Genomic DNA, 16864 nt, shown 5'->3' with positions numbered 1-16864 from the left:
CGACGATGTGGTGCAGCGTGACCGAGAGGATATGCTCGTGCTCGCCAAGACCGAGCAGCGCCGCGCGCAGCAGCGGTCCGGATTCGAGATCGAACGGCAGTGCCGCTTCCTCACGCAGCAGCCGGCGCGCCTGCTGCTCGCGATCGTCGCCCGCAATCTCGATACGGCGAAGCGCGACCGGCGCCGGCTGGCCTACGATCTGCTCCGGCTCGCCGCCGTCCTGCCGGAACGTGGTGCGGAGCGCGGCATGGCGCATGACGAGTCCGTCGAGCGCCTTCTGAAGCGCAGCGGCATCGAGACGGCCCCGCAGGCGGATCGCGACCGGCATGTTGTAGGCGGAGCCGCCCGGATCCATCCGCCACAGGAACCAGAGGCGGGCCTGCGCGAACGACAACGGCGCGCGCTGCAGATGCTGGCGCGCGATCGGCAAAATCGACAGATCGATGCCCTTGGCCGCCAACTGCGTGAGGAAGGCCCGCTGCTTCGGCGCATCGAGACGCGCCAACCGGCGCGCGATCTCGCTGAGCTGCTGGGTCTGAAGTCCCGACTGATCATTCATTGGCGAACTCGACTTCCTCAAGCAGATCGAACATGGCGGCGATGTCGTCGCTGCGCCTGCTCGTCGGCGGGTCCGCGGCGAGCGCGGACGCCATGGCCTCGACCGTGGTCAGCTCGAACAACCGTTTCAGCGGCAGCTCCCGCGCAAGATCGCGCTTGATGCGGCCGACGAGCTGGACGGCCACCAGCGAGTCGCCGCCGAGCTCGAAGAAGTTGTCGGTGACGCCGACCTCCGGCCTGTGCAGCAGCTCGGCCCAGATCGTCGCGAGCGCCGCCTCGGTCGGATTGCGCGGGCCGACTCTGTGCGCCCCCGGCGGCTTCGCGTCCGGCCGCGGCAGCGCCTTGCGGTCGATCTTGCCGTTCGGGGTCAGCGGCAGCTCCGGCAGCACGATCACGCGCGACGGCACCATGTAGTCCGGCAGCGCCGTTGCGAGCGCGGCGCGGAGGTCACTGCCATCGAGCGAGGCCTCGCCGCTGACATAACCGACCAACTGACGGCCGCCGCCGAGCTCCTGCGCGACGACGACGCTGTCGCGCACGCCCGGCAGCTCCCGCAGCCGCACCTCGATCTCGCCGAGCTCGATCCGATGTCCGCGGATCTTCACCTGATGATCGGCGCGGCCGACATAGTCGAGCACGCCGTCGGCTCGCCAGCGCGCGAGGTCGCCGGTCCGGTACAGCCGCGCACCGTCGCTGCCGAACGGATCCGGAATGAAGCGCTCGGCACTCAGCGCCGCGCGTTTCCAATAGCCGCGCGCGAGTCCGTCACCGCCGACGAAGAGCTCGCCAGTGACGCCCATCGGCGCAAGGTTGAGATCGCCGTCGAGCACGTACAACCGGGTGCTGCCGATCGGGCTGCCGAGCAACGGCACCGGATTCGTCGCATCGAGGCGGTGACGCGCCGACCATACCGTGGTCTCGGTCGGCCCATACAGGTTCCAGACCTCGCTGCTCAGCGCGCTGAGCCGCCGCGCCAGATCCGAGGCCAGCGCCTCCCCGCCGCTCAGCAGGCGGCAGGCTTTCGGCAGCCATGGAGCGGTTTCGCTGGTATTGGCCGCATCGTGATCGAGCAGCATGCGCCAGCTCGACGGCGTCGCCTGGATCATGGTCACGCCGTGCCGTGCGACCAGCGCCTTGAGCGCCGCCGGATCATGGGCCGCGGCGCGGTCGGCGAGCACGATCCGGGCGCCATGGGCCAGCGGCAGCCACAGCTCCAGCACGGCGATGTCGAAGGACAACGAGGTCAGCGCCAGCACGCGGTCGTCGGCCGCGATGCCCGGCTGTTCGGCCATCGTCGCCAGGAAGTTCGTCACCGCGGCGTGGCGCACCATCACGCCCTTGGGGAGCCCGGTCGAGCCGGAAGTGTAGATGACGTAGGCGAGGCTCTCCGCATGCCCATCGACGGAAAGATCATCGGTCTGGCCGAGGCCATCGCCGGCCGCCACGTCGAGCAGCCAGGCCTCGGCATCGCTCCGGGCCAGCACCGGCGCGAACCGGTCATGCAGCGTGGCCTGTGTCAGCAGCAGTTTGGCGCCGCTGTCGTTCAGCATGTGCGCGAGACGCTCGGACGGATAGTCCGGATCGAGCGGCAGATAGGCCGCGCCCGCCTTGAGCACCGCGAGCAGCGCCACCATCATCGTGACGCCGCGCTCCAGCGCCAGCCCGACCACCACATCCGGCCCGACGCCGCGATCCCGGAGCCGCCGCGCCAGCCGGTTCGCCCGCGCATTGAGCGCGCCGTAGCTGATCATCTCCTGCCCATGCACCAGTGCGACCGCATCGGGAGCTCGCGCCGCATGGGCCTCGAACTGCCGGTGCACGCAGAGCGTATTTGCATCGTTGGTCGCCGTCGCGTTCCAGGCCTGCAGCAGCCGCGCGCGATCTTCGTCCGGAATGACGTCGATCCTGCGCACCGGCGTATGCGGCGCCGCTTCCAGCGCCAGCGCCAGCTGCTCGAGCGAGTGCTGCATCATCGCGCCGACCCGCTCGGGCGCGACCGGCGCCACGGCCTGGACCGTCAGGTGAAGCCCATGGCCGTCGTCGTCTACCGCCAGCATCAGCGGATAGTTGGTGCGCTCCTCGCCACCGAGCCATTCGACGCCTTGCAGGGACTCTGCATCTGTCCGCGCATCCTGCCTCCGGCCGTGCCGATAGTTCAGGATCGCGGAGAACAGCGGCGTCGGCGGCGCGACGCCGCTGCAGCGCTGGGCCATTGCCAGCGAGGCATGCTCATGCGCCATCAGCTCCGCCAGCCGCCCATGCGCTGCGCGAACGCTGTCCTCAACCGACGTGCCGTCGAGATCGAGCCGCAACGGCAGCGTGTTGATGAACAGGCCCAGGCTGCGGCCGGTATCGTGGCCGGCCTGCATGCGGCCGAGCAGCACGGTGCCGAACACGACCTGCTCACGTCCGCTGCTGCGCGCCAGCACCTGGCCCCAGGCGACATGACAGAGGCTGGCGAGGCTCGCGCCAAGGCGCCGCGCCTGCGCGCGCAGCCGCGCGTCGAGCGTAGCCGGCACGGGCAGCTTTGCCTCGCGCGCGCCGTCGCCGTTGCTGCGCACCTCCATCAATCCGAATGGTGCCGTCGGCGCATCGATGTCGGCGAGCATGCTGCGGAAGAAGCGCTGCTGCGCATCCTGCCCGCCGGCCTTGCGGGTCTCGGCCACGAGGTTACGGAACGGAATCGGTGGAGGGAGAGCGCTGCGGCGGCCCGCCAGGATCAGTTGCACTTCCTCGTGCAGCGCCTGCAGAGTGGTATGGTCGCCGACCATGTGATGCAGCAGGACCAGCAGCAGCAGGCGATCATTTCGTGGGTCGCGGGCGACAACGAGACGCAGCAATGGCGCCTGGGTCAGGTCGAGCCGGCAGGACCTCGGATCGAAGCGGCGCGCCAGCTCGACCTGGGCCGGCTCGTTGCCTTCGAGCTCAACTTCGGTGACGCCTAGCGGTGCCTGGCGCCAGACCACCTGCGCCGGCACCGACAGCCCATCCCAGAGGAACGACGTCCGCAGGACGTCATGCCGGTCGATCACGTCCTGAACGGCCGCAAGATAGCGATCCAGCAGATCACGGCCCGCAAATGCCATCTGCGCGACCAGCACGTAGGGGTCGCCCTCCGTCGCGAGCAGATGATGGAACAGGATTCCCTCCTGCAACGGCGACAGCGCGTAGATGTCCTGGACGTTGGCGACGCCGCCCGGCACACGGCCCACCACGCGGTCGATCTCGTCCTGGCTCAGCGCGATCAGCGGCAGCATGTCCGGCGTGATGACCGGGCTCTGCGCCGTGATCGGGTTGTCAGGAATTGCGGTCTCCTCGCTTTGCCGCAGGCTGGCCGCGAGATCGCGCAGCACCGGCTTGGCGAACACCATCTGCGCATCGATCGTCAGCGCACGGCGCTTCAGCCGGTCCAGCATGCGGACGACGAGCAGCGAATGGCCGCCGAGCTCGAAGAAATGATCGTTGCGACCGACGCGCTCGATGCCCAGCAGCTCGCGCCAGATAGCAGCGAGGGCCTGCTCGATTTCGCCGTGGGGCGGATCATAGGCGCCACGGCCGAACGCCTCGTCGTCCGGCGCCGGCAGTGCCTGCCGGTCGACCTTGCCGTTGGGTGTCAGCGGAAACGCATCGAGGCGAACGATCGCCGAGGGAACCATGTAGTCCGGAAGACACGCCTGCAAATGCGTGCGCAGGCGCGCAGCCCATGCGCTGGGATCACCTGCATCGTCCGCCGGCACCACATAGGCGACGAGCGTGAGATCGCCCTGCGCATCGCGCCGCGCCAGCACCGCCGAGTCCCGCACTCCGGCCTGCGCATTCAGCCGATGCTCGATCTCGCCGAGCTCGATGCGGAAGCCGCGGATCTTCACCTGATGGTCGTTGCGGCCCAGGAATTCGATGTTGCCGTCGGCGAGATGGCGGCCGAGGTCACCGGTTCGATACATCCGCGCGTCGGACGACAGCCCGAACGGATCCACGGCAAAACGCTGCGCCGACAAATCGGGACGGTTGAGATAGCCGCGGGCAACCCCTGCCCCGCCGATCCAGATCTCGCCGACGGCACCGCGCGGCACCGGCATGCCCTGGGCGTCGAGCAGATAGATCCGCGCGTTGGCGATCGGGCGACCGATTGGGACGACACCGCCGGCGAAGCCGGGCGGACGGCGCCATGCGGTGGCGCAGACGGTTGTTTCCGTCGGGCCGTAGGCGTTGAAGACTGCGATGTCCGACGGCAGGGCCTCGAACAGCTCCGGCTTTGGCAACTCGCCAGCGAGAACGAGCACGTCGAGCCCGGAGAGCCGCGCGAGGTCCGAGCGGCCCTGCAGCATCGCCGGCGGCAACGTGGCATGGGTGATGCGATGTTCGGCGAGATAGTTCACCAGCTCCGCCGCATCGCGGTGCTCGCGGCTTCCGAGCAGATGCAGTTCGGCGCCGGCGCAAAGCGCCATGACGATGTCCCACACGCTCGCATCGAAGCTGAAGGAGGCGAATTGCGCGATCCGGCTGTGCGGACCGGTGTCGAACAGCCCGATCTGGGCCTGCGCGAGATTGACCAGGCCGTGGTGCTCGATCATCACGCCCTTCGGCTGTCCGGTCGAGCCCGACGTGTAGATGACATAGGCGAGGTTGCGCGGCGTCAGGCCACGGGCAACAACATCCGGTGCGCCCTCCGGCAGCCCGCTCCAGGCCGGCGCATCGCTCTCCACATCCACGACCGGACATGCCACGCTGCCGAGCGTACTGGCGCTCGCGCCGTCACAGAGCAGCAGCGTCGGCCGGGCATCGGCCACGGTCTCGCGCAGCCGCTGCGGCGGATAGGTGGGATCCAGCGGCAGATAGGCCGCTCCCGCTTTGAGGACCGCGAGCACGCTGACGATCGCATCGATGCCGCGCTGCTGGCAGATCGCGATCAGCCGGTCCGGACCAGCGCCCAGCGCGACGAGATGATGCGCGAGGCGATTGGCGCGCAGCTCGAGCTCGCGATAGGTCAGGTTGACCTCGTCATGGACCAGCGCCACCGCCGACGGCCGGCGGCGCGCCTGCTCGGCAACGAGATCCTGAATGCAGCAGTCAGGCGGCGTGAACGAGCGCGTGCGATTCCAGTCATCCAGCAGCAGCGCACGTTCCTCGGCTGGCAGCAGCTCGATGCGATCGACCGGCTGGCTGGTGTCGGCGACCATGGCGCGCAGCACCGCCAGCAGATAGGTGCGATAGCGCTGCACGGTCTCGGCGTCGAACAGCGCCGTCGCGTAGTTGATCTTGCCGGAGATGCGTCCACCGCTCTCACTGAGATCGAGCTCGAGATCGAACTTGATCTTGTGCTGCTCGGTCGCAAGGCGCTCGACCGCCAGGCCGGGCAGCGCCAATGAGCCGATATCATTGCTCTGCCATGCGAACACCACCTGGAACACGGGCGTGTATTCCGGATGCCGCGGGGGCTGGAGCGCCTCGACAAGATGCTCGAACGGCAGGTCCTGATGATCCTGCGCCGCAAGGACGGCCGTCTTCACCCGCTCGATCAACTCGGCCACAGCTAGACCGCCCGAGAGGTCGAGCCGCAGCGCCAGCATGTTGACGAAGAAGCCGGCCAGGCCTTCGAGCTCCGAACGCATCCGATTGGCGGTCGGCGTGCCGATGACGAGATCCTGCTGGCCGGCCAACCGCGACAGCACGAGGGCCCAGGCGGCCAGCACGATGACGAACGGGGTGGCGCCGAGCGCGATGCTCAATTGCCTGATATCGGCCGAAAGACCGTCGTCGATCTCGACAGGCACCGCGGCGCCGGCGTTGGATCGCGGTGCAGATCGCGCCCGGTCCGTCGGCAGTGCCAGCAAGGACGGCGCGTCGCGCAGCACGGCGGTCCAATGATCGAGCTGCCGCTGCAGCCGATCTGCCGTCAGCGAATGGCGCTGCCATGCTGCATAGTCCGGATACTGAATCGCCAGCGGCGGCAACGGATCATTGCCGCCTGCAACGAAGGCGGCATACAGCGCCGAGAGCTCGCGGACGATGACGCCCATCGACCATCCGTCGGAGATGATGTGATGCTGGCTGAGCAGAAGGACATGATCATCATCGCCCAGGTCGATCAAATGGCTGCGGATCAATGGACCCCGCGCAAGATCGAACGGCGCGCGCGTACACTCATTCAGCAGATCGGCCAGCCGCGTTTCGCGGTCCGGCCGCCCGCGAAGATCGTGCACCTCCAGCGGCAGGCTGGTGTCCGGCGGCAACAGCGCGACCCGCGGCTCGCCCTGCTCGGCGACGAAGACCGTCCGCAGCGCCTCGTGGCGGGAGAACAGCCGGTCGAGGCTGCGGCGCCATGCGCCGATGTCGAGCCGGCCGCGCAGCCGCAGCGCCACATCAATGTGATAGTTGGTACTTCCATTCTCGAGCTGGGCCAGCAGCCAGAGCTGCTGCTGCGCGAAGGAGAGCGGCAGCGAGCCCCCGCGATCGGCGATCGGGATCGTGTTTGTATCGCGTCTGGGGACATTGCGGCCGCGCTGTCGCGCGCGCGATGCCAACCGGCGCAGCGCCTCCGGATCGAGGTTGTGCAGAAGAGGCTGTCCTGATTGTCCGCTCATGATAGCTCCGCTGTCATCAGGTCCTCAAGTTCACCTTCGGCGAACTGCTGCTCGATCAGTCTGATGGAGAGGACGCGCGCGAACTCCGCCAATTCCGGATGAGCGAACAGCTCGGACAATCGCATCGATGTGCCGAACTCCTGCGCGACACGGCTGAGCAGCCGTACCGCCAGCAGAGAGTGGCCGCCGAGATTGAAGAAGTGATCGCCCCGCCCGACGCGGTCGAGGCCGAGCAGCTCCGCCCAGATGCCGGCCAGCGTGATCTCGATCTCGCCGACCGGAGCTTGATAGTGGGCCCCCGCTTCGCCTTGTGAGGCCAGCGGCAGCGCCTTGCGGTCGACCTTGCCGTTCGGCGTCAGCGGCAGCCGCGGCAGCACGATGACGCGCAACGGCACCATGTAGTCCGGCAGCGCCGTCGCGAGCGCCGCGCGCAGCTCGCCGCCATCGAGCGCGCACTCACTGCCGACATAGCCGATCAGGTTGCTACCGCCACCGACATCCTGCGCGACCACGACGCTGTCGCGGACGCCGGGCAGCGCGCGCAGCCGCGCCTCGATCTCGCCGAGCTCGATGCGATGCCCCCGTATCTTGACCTGGTGATCGGCGCGGCCGACATAGTCGAGCGCGCCATCGGCACGCCAGCGCGCCAGGTCGCCGGTCCGGTACAGCCGTGCACCGGGGCCGCCGAACGGATCCGGAATGAACCGTTCCGCGCTGAGCCCGGGCCGCTTCCAATAGCCGCGCGCCAGTCCCTCGCCGCCGATGAACAGTTCGCCGGCCACGCCGGGCGGCGCCAGATTGAGATTGGCGTCGAGCACGTAGAGCGTGGTATTGCCGATCGGACCGCCGAGCACCGGCATGGGATCATTGGCATCGAGCCGGTGGCGCGCAGACCACACCGTGGTCTCGGTCGGCCCATACATGTTCCAGGCCTCGCCGCTCAGCGCGACGAGCCGCCGTGCCAGATCGGGAGCCAGCGCCTCGCCGCCGCTGAGCACGCGACAGCGACGAGGCAGCGCGGCGGCCTCGTCATGATCGAGCAGCATGCGCCAGCTCGACGGTGTCGCCTGGATCAAGGTCACGCCGTGCCTGGCCACGATCGCCTTCAGCGCCGTCGGATCGTGCGCGGAGGCGCGGTCGGCCAGCACGATCCGGCCTCCCCGGGTCAGCGGCAGCCACAGCTCCAGCACCGCGATGTCGAACGACAGCGAGGTCAATGCCAGCACGCGGTCGTCCGATGCGATCCCCGGCTGCTCGGCCATCGTCGCCAGGAAATTCGTCACTGCGCCGTGACGCACCATCACGCCCTTGGGCAGGCCGGTCGAGCCCGAGGTATAGATGACGTAGGCGAGGCTCTCCGGATGAATGGCGAGGTCGAGGTTGCCGGCGTCGCCTCCATCGTCGATGCGATCGAGCAGCCAGGCTTCGGCTCCGCTGTCGGCCAGCGCGGGCGTGAACCGATCTTGCAGCTCGGCTTGCGTGAGCAGCAGTCTTGCGCCGCTGTCGCCGAGCATGTGGGCAAGACGCTCGGCCGGATAGTCCGGATCGAGCGGCAGGTAGGCGGCGCCGGCCTTCAGCACGGCGAGCAGCGCCACAATCATCTCGGCATCGCGCTCCAGCGCCAGTCCAACCACGACATCGGCGCCGATCCCGCGCGCGCGCAGTCGCCGCGCCAGCCGGTTTGCCCGCGCGTTCAGTTCGCCGTAGCTGATCCGGCGGTCGCCGCAGACGATCGCAACCGCGTCCGGGACGGCCTTCGCCCGCGCCTCGATCTGCGCCACGAGGCCAGGCGCCGCGCCGATCGACGACGGTCGGGGTGACGTCTCGCCGATCGCAGCTCCGCTCCAGCGCAGGACGCACGCCAGCGCCTCTCCGTCGACCGTGCGAAGGCTGCCGGTCGGACGGGTGGCATCCGCCGAAATCTGCGTCAGCCAGTCTCGCAACGACGCGCTCACCCGGCGAACCGCATGGTCGTCCAGTTGCGCGCGATCGTAGTTGAAGTCGAGGCGCAGGCCCTCGGGTCCATCGAACACGATGACCGCGATCGGATAGTTGGTCGGCGTCACGTGTTCGACCCGCCCGATCTGCGGCCCGGCACCGTCGCGCGCGGTGAGCGACTGATCGATCGGATAGTTCTCGAATACCATCAGGCTGTCGAACAGCGGCTGCCCGGCCCTGCCGGCCAGACGCTGGATCTCGTGCAGCGGCAGCCACTCATAGTCGCGCGCCGCGACGCTCTGCGCCTGAAGGGCGCGCAGCCAGTCGCCGGTCGCGGTCTGCGGATGCGCGCGATCGATCAGCGGCAGCGTGTTGATGAAGAGGCCGACCATGTTCTCGGCGCCGGCAAGCTCGGCCGGACGGCCCGAGACCGTGACGCCAAAGCAGACCGCGCTTTGCCCGGTATATTGCCGCAGCAATTGGGCCCAGGTACCCTGCAGCAGCGTATTCATCGTGATGCGCTGCTGCGTCGCGAACCGCCGCAGGCGAGCCGCGAGATCACCGTCCACGCGCAGCGTCAGCCGGCGATGGCCGCTCGCAGCGTCGATCGCGCGGCTCGCACGCAAGGCGTCGGCGAGCGGCGTGGGCTCGAAATCGCGCAGCGTCTCGCGCCAGAAATCAGCGGCTGCCGCCTGGTCGCGCGTCTGCAGCCAGGCGATGTAGTCGCGGTAGCCGCCTTGCGCCGCCGACGGCGCGGCGCCGCCGATCTGCTGCAGCACATCGGCGAGCAGCCGCGCCGAGCTCCAGCCATCGATCACGATGTGATGATGCGTCCAGATCAGCCACAGCCTGTCTTCGCCGAGCCGGATCAGCCGCAGCCGCTGCAGCGGCGGACGGGTAATGTCGAAGCCGAGTTCGCGCTCGCGCCGTGCCGCCTCCGCAAGCGCCGCATCGATCTCCGCCGCCGCAGCCCCATCAGCGATACGACTGCGCCAATCCTCGTCGACGACGGGCACGTCGAGCTGCCGGTAGACGATCTGCTGGGCTGCTCCGGACAATTGCTGCCAGGCGAACCCGGTCCGCAGCACCGCATGCCGCGCACTCGCCGTCTGCCATGCCGCACGCAACCGCGCCGGCGTCACGCCCCGAAGCTCGACCGAGAGCTGGTTGACATAGACGTCATCAGCGCCATCGCGCAGCGCATGGAACAGCAAGCCCTGCTGCATCGGCGACAGCGGGTAGATGTCCTCGACGGAGCGACAGTCAACGGTCGCGCAGAGCCGGTCGAGCGCCGCCTGATCGAGCCCCGCGAGCGGAACGTCGGACGGCGTGAGACCGCCGGCGCCGCGGAGGCAATGATCGACGAGACCATGCAGCGCCGCGCGATAGAGCTCGGCGAGCCGTTCCACGGTCGCGCGCCGATACCGCCGGCTTCCATAGCGGAAGCCGAGCCGCAGCCGCCCGTCACGCACCTCGCCGTTGATGCTGAGCCAGGCCCGCAACGGCGTGTCGGCGGCCCGCATCGATCCCGGATTCTCCGCCGCGATCCGGTACGGCGCGGCCGCACCGAGCTGGCCGTCGAAGCGGCCGAGATAGTTGAAGACGATACGCGGGTTCGGCGTCGCCGCCAGCGCGTCGCGATGCTCTTTCGCGCCGAGATAACGCAGGACGCCATAGCCGAGCCCGCGATCGGGCATGGCGCGCAGCGTCTCCTTGACGCGGGTGATGAGCGCGCGGTCGGTCTCGCTGCCGCCGTCGAGACGCACCGGGAACGCGCTCGTGAACCAGCCCACCGTCCGCGTGAGATCGACGTCCGCGAAGACATCCTCGCGGCCGTGGCCCTCCAGCTCGATCACGACGCCTTCGATCCCGCTCCAGCTCCAGAGCGCGCGTGCCAGCGCGGCCAGCAGCAGGTCGTTGACCTGCGTGCGATAGGCCGCAGGCGCGGCATCGAGCAGCCGTTCAGTCAGCTCCGCCTCGAGGTTCAGCACGACCTCCTCGGCGTCGGCCTCGACGTCGGTGCCACCATGAGCATCGTCACAGGGCAACTCACTGCCGCGGGAGGGCGCGAGCCAGAACGGCAGTCCGCCTGCGAGCCGATCGGAGGCCGCATGCGCGCGCAGTCGCTGCGCCCAGGAAGACGGCGCGGAGCTCGTGGGCGGCAGGCTGACGGCGGCCGCCTGCCCCGCCACCTGTTCGTAGGCCGACGCGATGTCCTCGAGCAGGATCCGCCATGACACGCCATCGACGGCGAGATGATGGATGGCGACCAGCAGCCGCTGGCTGCCGTCGCGCATGTCGAATCCGACGGCGCGCAGCAGAGATCCCGATGCCAATGACAGGCTCGCCTGCGCCGCCGACGCGATCGCGCTGACGTCGGCCGGCTCGACTGCCGTGCGGAGCCAAAGCAGCTCAGGCGCAGCAGGCAGGTCGGCCGGCACCGCCTGCCATTCACCCGCGATCCGCCGATACGTCATGCGAAGCGCATCGTGATGCCTCACGACGGCAGCGAGCGCCCGCTGCAGCACGCTCCAGTCGATCCGGTCCCGCGGGATCAGCAGCACCGCCTGGTTGAAGTGATCGCGGTTGGAGATTTCCTCGGCAAAGAAGCGCAATTGGATCGGCAGCAGCTCCGCAGCGCAGGCGTTCATTGCGTTGCGTGCTGCTGCCGGCGGCGTCATGGCCGGCGCGGAGGTGGTCGCAACCACGCCGGCCAGCGCCGCTATCGTCTGCTGCGCGAACATCTGCTTCGGCGTCAGCATGACGCCGCGCTTGCGCAGCCGTGCAGTGATCTGCAGGCTGAGGATGGAGTCGCCGCCGAGCTCGAAGAAATTGTCATTGCGGCCGATCCGCTCGCGGCCCAGCACGTCCTGCCAGACGGCGGCGATGGCCTGCTCCACCGCGCCGACCGGGGCGACATACGACAGCACGGCGTCCTCGTCCGGCTGCGGCAGCGCCGCGCGGTCGAGCTTGCCATTGGCGGTCAGCGGCAGCCGCTCGAGCACGACGATGCGCGACGGCACCATGTAGTCCGGCAGCATCGCCGAGAGTTGCTGCCGCAGCGCCTCCGGCTGCAACACGACGCCGGCCGCGGCGACGCAATAAGCCACGAGCTCCTGGCGTTCCTGCTCGGCGTCGACGGCGCGGGCCACGACGGCGGCATCGGCGACGCCGTTCAACGAGGAGACGGCGCGGCTGATCTCGGCGGGTTCGACGCGGTAGCCGCGCAGCTTCACCTGATCATCGCGCCGGCCCAGGAACACGATCCGGCCCGCTCGATCACAGCGCACCAAATCGCCGGTCCGGTAGAGGCGTTCGCCTGCAGGTCCGAACGGATCGGGAATGAAGCGCTCGGCCGTCTGTCCAGGCGCACCGCGATAGCCGCGCGCCAGCCCGGCGCCGCCCACATAGAGTTCACCGGCGACTCCGGCCGGGACGATATTCAACGCATCGTCGAGAACGTAGGCGCGCAGGTTCGCAAGCGGCAATCCGACCGGCAGCACGCCTTTGGCTTCGGCGTCCGTCCACTCATGGGTCGTCACGCCGACCGTCGTCTCGGTCGGGCCGTAGTGATTGACGATCCGGCAGTGCGGCCGCAGCCGGCGGACCTCTTCGATCAAGCCGGGATCGCAGGCCTCGCCGCCAAGGATCAGCACGTCGCGCGGCAGAACGTCGGCCGAGCGCCGCGCCCGCAACAGGCCGCGCAGATGGCTCGGCACGATCTTGAGGACGCCGACCTCGCCGTCGCGCATCGCTTGCGCAAACGCATCCGCATCGAAGGCGGCATCGGCCGGCAGCAGATTCAAGGTCACGCCGCTCGCAAGCGCGCCAAACAGCACGGTATGGCCGAGATCGGCGGCGACCGTCGAGACCATCGCCATGCCGGCGCCGGCGCGCGGCTGCAGCCGGGACAACAGCGCCTGAACGTAGTTGGCGAGCGCGCCGTGCGACACGGCGACGCCCTTGGGCGCACCGGTCGAGCCCGACGTGTAGATGATGTAGGCGGTCTGCGCCGGATGCGGCCGCGGGGCATCGAACGCGCCGGAGGACGCATCGCCGCGCAGTTCACCGTCGAGCGTATGACACTCCAGCGCCCTCGCCGCAGCCAAGTGCTCGCCGGTTGCGACCAGCGTGCCGATGCCGCCGCCACGAAGGATGCGATCGACGCGCGCCACCGGCCATGCCGGATCGAGCGGCACTGCGGAGCCGCCCGCCTTGAGGACGCCGAGCAGCGCCGCGACGAAGGCCGGCGACCGCTCGATCCACAGCGCCACCGGCGCCTCGCGCGTGATGCCGGCCGCGACGAGCACACCCGCGATGTGGTCCGACCAGCGCACGAGCTCGGCTGCGCTGACGGTGTCCCGTCCCTGGCGCAGCGCGATCCGATCATCGCGGCGCGCGAGCGCAACACCGATCAGATCGAGGATGTCGGTCGCGGGGAAGCTCGTCGCCTCCGCCACGACGGTCTGCTCGACGCCGCGCGCGATCGCGAAGTCGCGCAGCGGCCGGTCGGTGGCGGCCGCGATCTGCCGCAGGAAATCGACGAGCTGGTTCCCGATCCGCTCGACCGTCGTCACGTCGAACAGATCGGTTGCGAAATTCAGGCTCGCATTCATGCCCGTCGGGCCGTCGACGATGTCGAGCGCGAGATCGAAATGCGAGCCGGCGAGATCGACGATGCGCGGCTGGGCGTGCAGGCCGTCGCCGAGCGCAAGTCCGGCAGGCGCGGCCATGTAGTTGAACTTGACCTGGAACAGCGGATTGTGGCCGCCGGAGCGAGTCGGCTTCAGCGCGTCGACGAGACGGTCGAACGGCAGATCCTGATGCGCCAGCCCGGAAATGACCTCCTCCTTCGCCCGCGCCAGCAGCTCGGCGAAGCTCATGCCGTCGGTCACGTCGGCGCGCAGCACCAGCGTATTGACGAAGCAGCCGATCAGCGACGCCAGCTCGGCCTGGCGGCGCCCGGCGACGGGCACACCGACGCGCAGGTCGGAGCGGCCGGAGTAGCGGAACAGCAGCAGCTGATAGGCGGCGAGCAGCAGCATGAACATGCTGACGCGATGCTCCCTGGCGAGCGCGCGGAGCCTCAGCACCAGATCTGGCGCGATCTCCACGTGGATGGTGTCGCCGCGATAGCTCTGTACGGGCGGCCGCGGCCGGTCGAACGGCAATGCAAGCGGCGTATCCGCATCACCGAGCCGCTCGCGCCAGTAGGAGAGCTGCTGCGCGGCCTCGGGGCCGGAGAGCCAATCCCGCTGCCATGCGGCGTAGTCGGCATATTGGATCGCGGACGGCGGCGGCAGCGCCCCTGCCCCGCGCCGGAGCCCGTCATAAAGCGCGGCGATCTCGGCCAGCAGCACGTCGAGCGAGAGCCCGTCGGCGACGATGTGATGCGCCGACAGCAGCAGTTCGTGGCGGTCGTCCGCGAGCTGCATCAGCACGGCGCGCAGCAGCGGGCCATTGACGAGATCGAACGGCCGCGCCAGCTCCTCGCGTGTTCGCGCCGCGACGCGCGACGCGCGCTCCGCCGCCGGGCTGCGCCGCAGATCCTCGACCGCGACGGGAATGTCCGGCGACGCATGGATGACCTGCACGACGCGGCCATCCGGGGCAGAGAAGGTGGTGCGCAGCGTCTCGTGGCGGGCGACGATTTCGGTCAGCGCCTGCACCAGCCGTGCTTGATCGAGCGGGCCGTCGAAATGAACCGTGCAAGCGATGGTGTAGGCCGTGCCGGCCGGATCCATGCTCCAGAGAAACCACAGCCGCTCCTGCGCGGGTGACAGTAGCTCGCGCAGCCCCGCCGGTGCGGGCTGCAGCGGCGGGAGCATTGTCGCGTCCGCGCCGGCCGCATCGATGAGCGCTGCGAGCGCGACGAGCGTCGGCGCATCGAAGAAACCGCGCAGCGCGAGCTCGACCCCGAACTGCTCGCGCACCATCGCCGCGATCTGAGCGGCCGCGACCGAATTGCCGCCGAGCATGAAAAAGTCGTCGTTGCGGTCGACGGTCGCGCGCCGCAGCACATCCCGCCAGATCAGCGCAAGACGGCGTTCGGTCGCCGTCGCAAGCTCCGGTGACGGCGAGGGGTCCGTCGCCTCGCGTCGCCGTTCGAACACCATGAAGCTGTCGAGCGTGCCCTGCGCCCACCTGGCGCGGCAGGCGGACCGCTGCAGCTTGCCGCTGGTGGTCAGCGGCATGCCTTGCGGGTTCAGCAGCACGACCACCGCCGGATATTCCTGCGTCTGCCGCATGACCGAATCGCCGATCGCCTTGATCAGCACGTCGGCCGGCGTTCGCCGCAGTACCGCCCTGCCGAACTCGACGGCGACGCCGATGCCTTCGACGCCATCGATCTCGACCGGGAAGGCCGCGACACGTCCCTTCCGCACCGAGGCCACCTCGGTCTCGACGGCCTGCTCCAGATCGAACGGATAGATGTTCTGGCCGCGGACGATCAGCAGATCCTTGAGCCTGCCGGTGACGACGAGATCGCCGTCGCGGACGAAGCCGAGGTCGCCCGTCCGCAGCCAGCGCGCGCCATCGCGAAGGACGAATGTCTGCTGCGTCGCCTCGGGATTGTTCCAATAGCCCTGCGCGACGCTCGGACCTGCGACCCAGATTTCGCCGACCTCATTCGTCCCGGCGTCGGCGGACGCATCGACCCTCATGATGCGCACGGCATGGCCGTCCGCCACGGCGCCGCACGCCATCAGGTCCGTGCCCTCGCCGGCCTCCGCAACGCGGCCACCCGCGAGCGCCGCGGGATCGAGCGTGTGACAAACCGCCCGGCTCGCGCGGTCGCCCGCCGTCACCAGCAAGGTCGCCTCGGCCAGGCCGTAGCACGGCGTCAGCGCGCGAGGATCGAGGCCCGCCGGCCGGAAGCGCGCGGCAAATCGATCCAGCGTCGCGCGGCGCACGAACTCCGAGCCGGAGAACGCGAACCGCCATCGGCTGAGGTCCAGGCGCGCGATCGCTTCGTCCGAGATCCGGTCCGCACAGAGCGCGAACGCGAAGTCCGGCCCGCCGCTGCAGGTGCCGCCGTGGCGGTGGATGGCGTCGAGCCAGCGTCGCGGCTGCTCGAGGAAATTGCGCGGCGACATCAGCACCGCCGTGAAGCCCGTGAACAGCGGATTCAGCAATCCGCCCATCAATCCCATGTCGTGATAGAGCGGCAGCCAGCTGACGAAGACGTCGTCCCTGGTCCCGCCGAGCGCCGCTTCGATTGCGATCTCATTGGCGACCAGGTTCCGGTGAGTGACGCAGACTCCCTTCGGCTGCGACGTCGAACCCGACGTATATTGGAGGAAGGCGATCGCATCGCCGTGCAAGTCCGTCTCGCGCCAGGATGCGGCGGCATCGACCGGCACCTCGTCGACGGCAACAACATGAGCATCGGTCTCGCCGACCGAAGCGACGACGGCGTCGCGAAGCCGCGCCTGGGTGAGAATGAGTCGTGGCGCCGCATCGCGCAGGATGCCATCGAGGCGGCTGGCGTAGCGCTCCTTGCCGGTCTCCGGCGGATAGGCCGGCACGGCAATGACCCCGGCATAGAGGCAGGCGTAGAATGCGACGGCATAATCCGGACCGTTCGGCAGCAGAATCACGGCGCGCTCGCCGGCACGCGCGCGCTCCTGCAGATGCGCCGCAAGCGCGCGGATGCGCCGGTCCAACGCAGCGAATGTCAGTTCGTCGACGACATCGTCGCCTTCGATGAAGCGCAGTGCCGGATGGCCGGCGCGCGAGGCGGCGTGTTCACGGAGTCGTTCGACGAGGGTCTGTGTCGGCAT

Annotated in this window: 3 protein-coding genes (1 of these 3 cut by a window edge); all 3 read right to left on the bottom strand. The window is 69.2% G+C overall.

Annotation, left to right across the window (positions count from 1 at the left end):
- Tightly spaced (each overlapping or abutting the next), the 3 genes in view from ACQR03_RS24420 to ACQR03_RS24410 form a layout consistent with a single transcriptional unit that may run on beyond the window.
- Positions 1-559, bottom strand: partial view of a non-ribosomal peptide synthase/polyketide synthase gene (locus ACQR03_RS24420; RefSeq protein ID WP_434841989.1) — the 5' portion only. It extends 15848 nt beyond the left edge of the window; the window shows 559 of its 16407 coding nt (coding positions 1-559); the start codon lies at positions 557-559; its stop codon lies beyond the left edge, outside the window.
- The gene (locus ACQR03_RS24415; protein ID WP_434841990.1) at positions 552-7142 is read right to left on the bottom strand and encodes an amino acid adenylation domain-containing protein; all 6591 of its coding nucleotides are present in this window, start codon (positions 7140-7142) and stop codon (positions 552-554) included. The genes ACQR03_RS24420 and ACQR03_RS24415 overlap by 8 nt, the downstream gene beginning before the upstream one ends.
- The gene (locus ACQR03_RS24410) at positions 7139-16864 is read right to left on the bottom strand and encodes an amino acid adenylation domain-containing protein (RefSeq protein WP_434841991.1); all 9726 of its coding nucleotides are present in this window, start codon (positions 16862-16864) and stop codon (positions 7139-7141) included. Before ACQR03_RS24410 ends, ACQR03_RS24415 begins: the two co-directional genes overlap by 4 nt.

The sequence above is a fragment of the Bradyrhizobium sp. HKCCYLS3070 genome (assembly GCF_051167575.1).
GTDB lineage: Bacteria > Pseudomonadota > Alphaproteobacteria > Rhizobiales > Xanthobacteraceae > Bradyrhizobium.
Note: the sequence above shows the minus strand (reverse complement) of the source record. Positions and strands in the feature narration are given on the sequence as shown.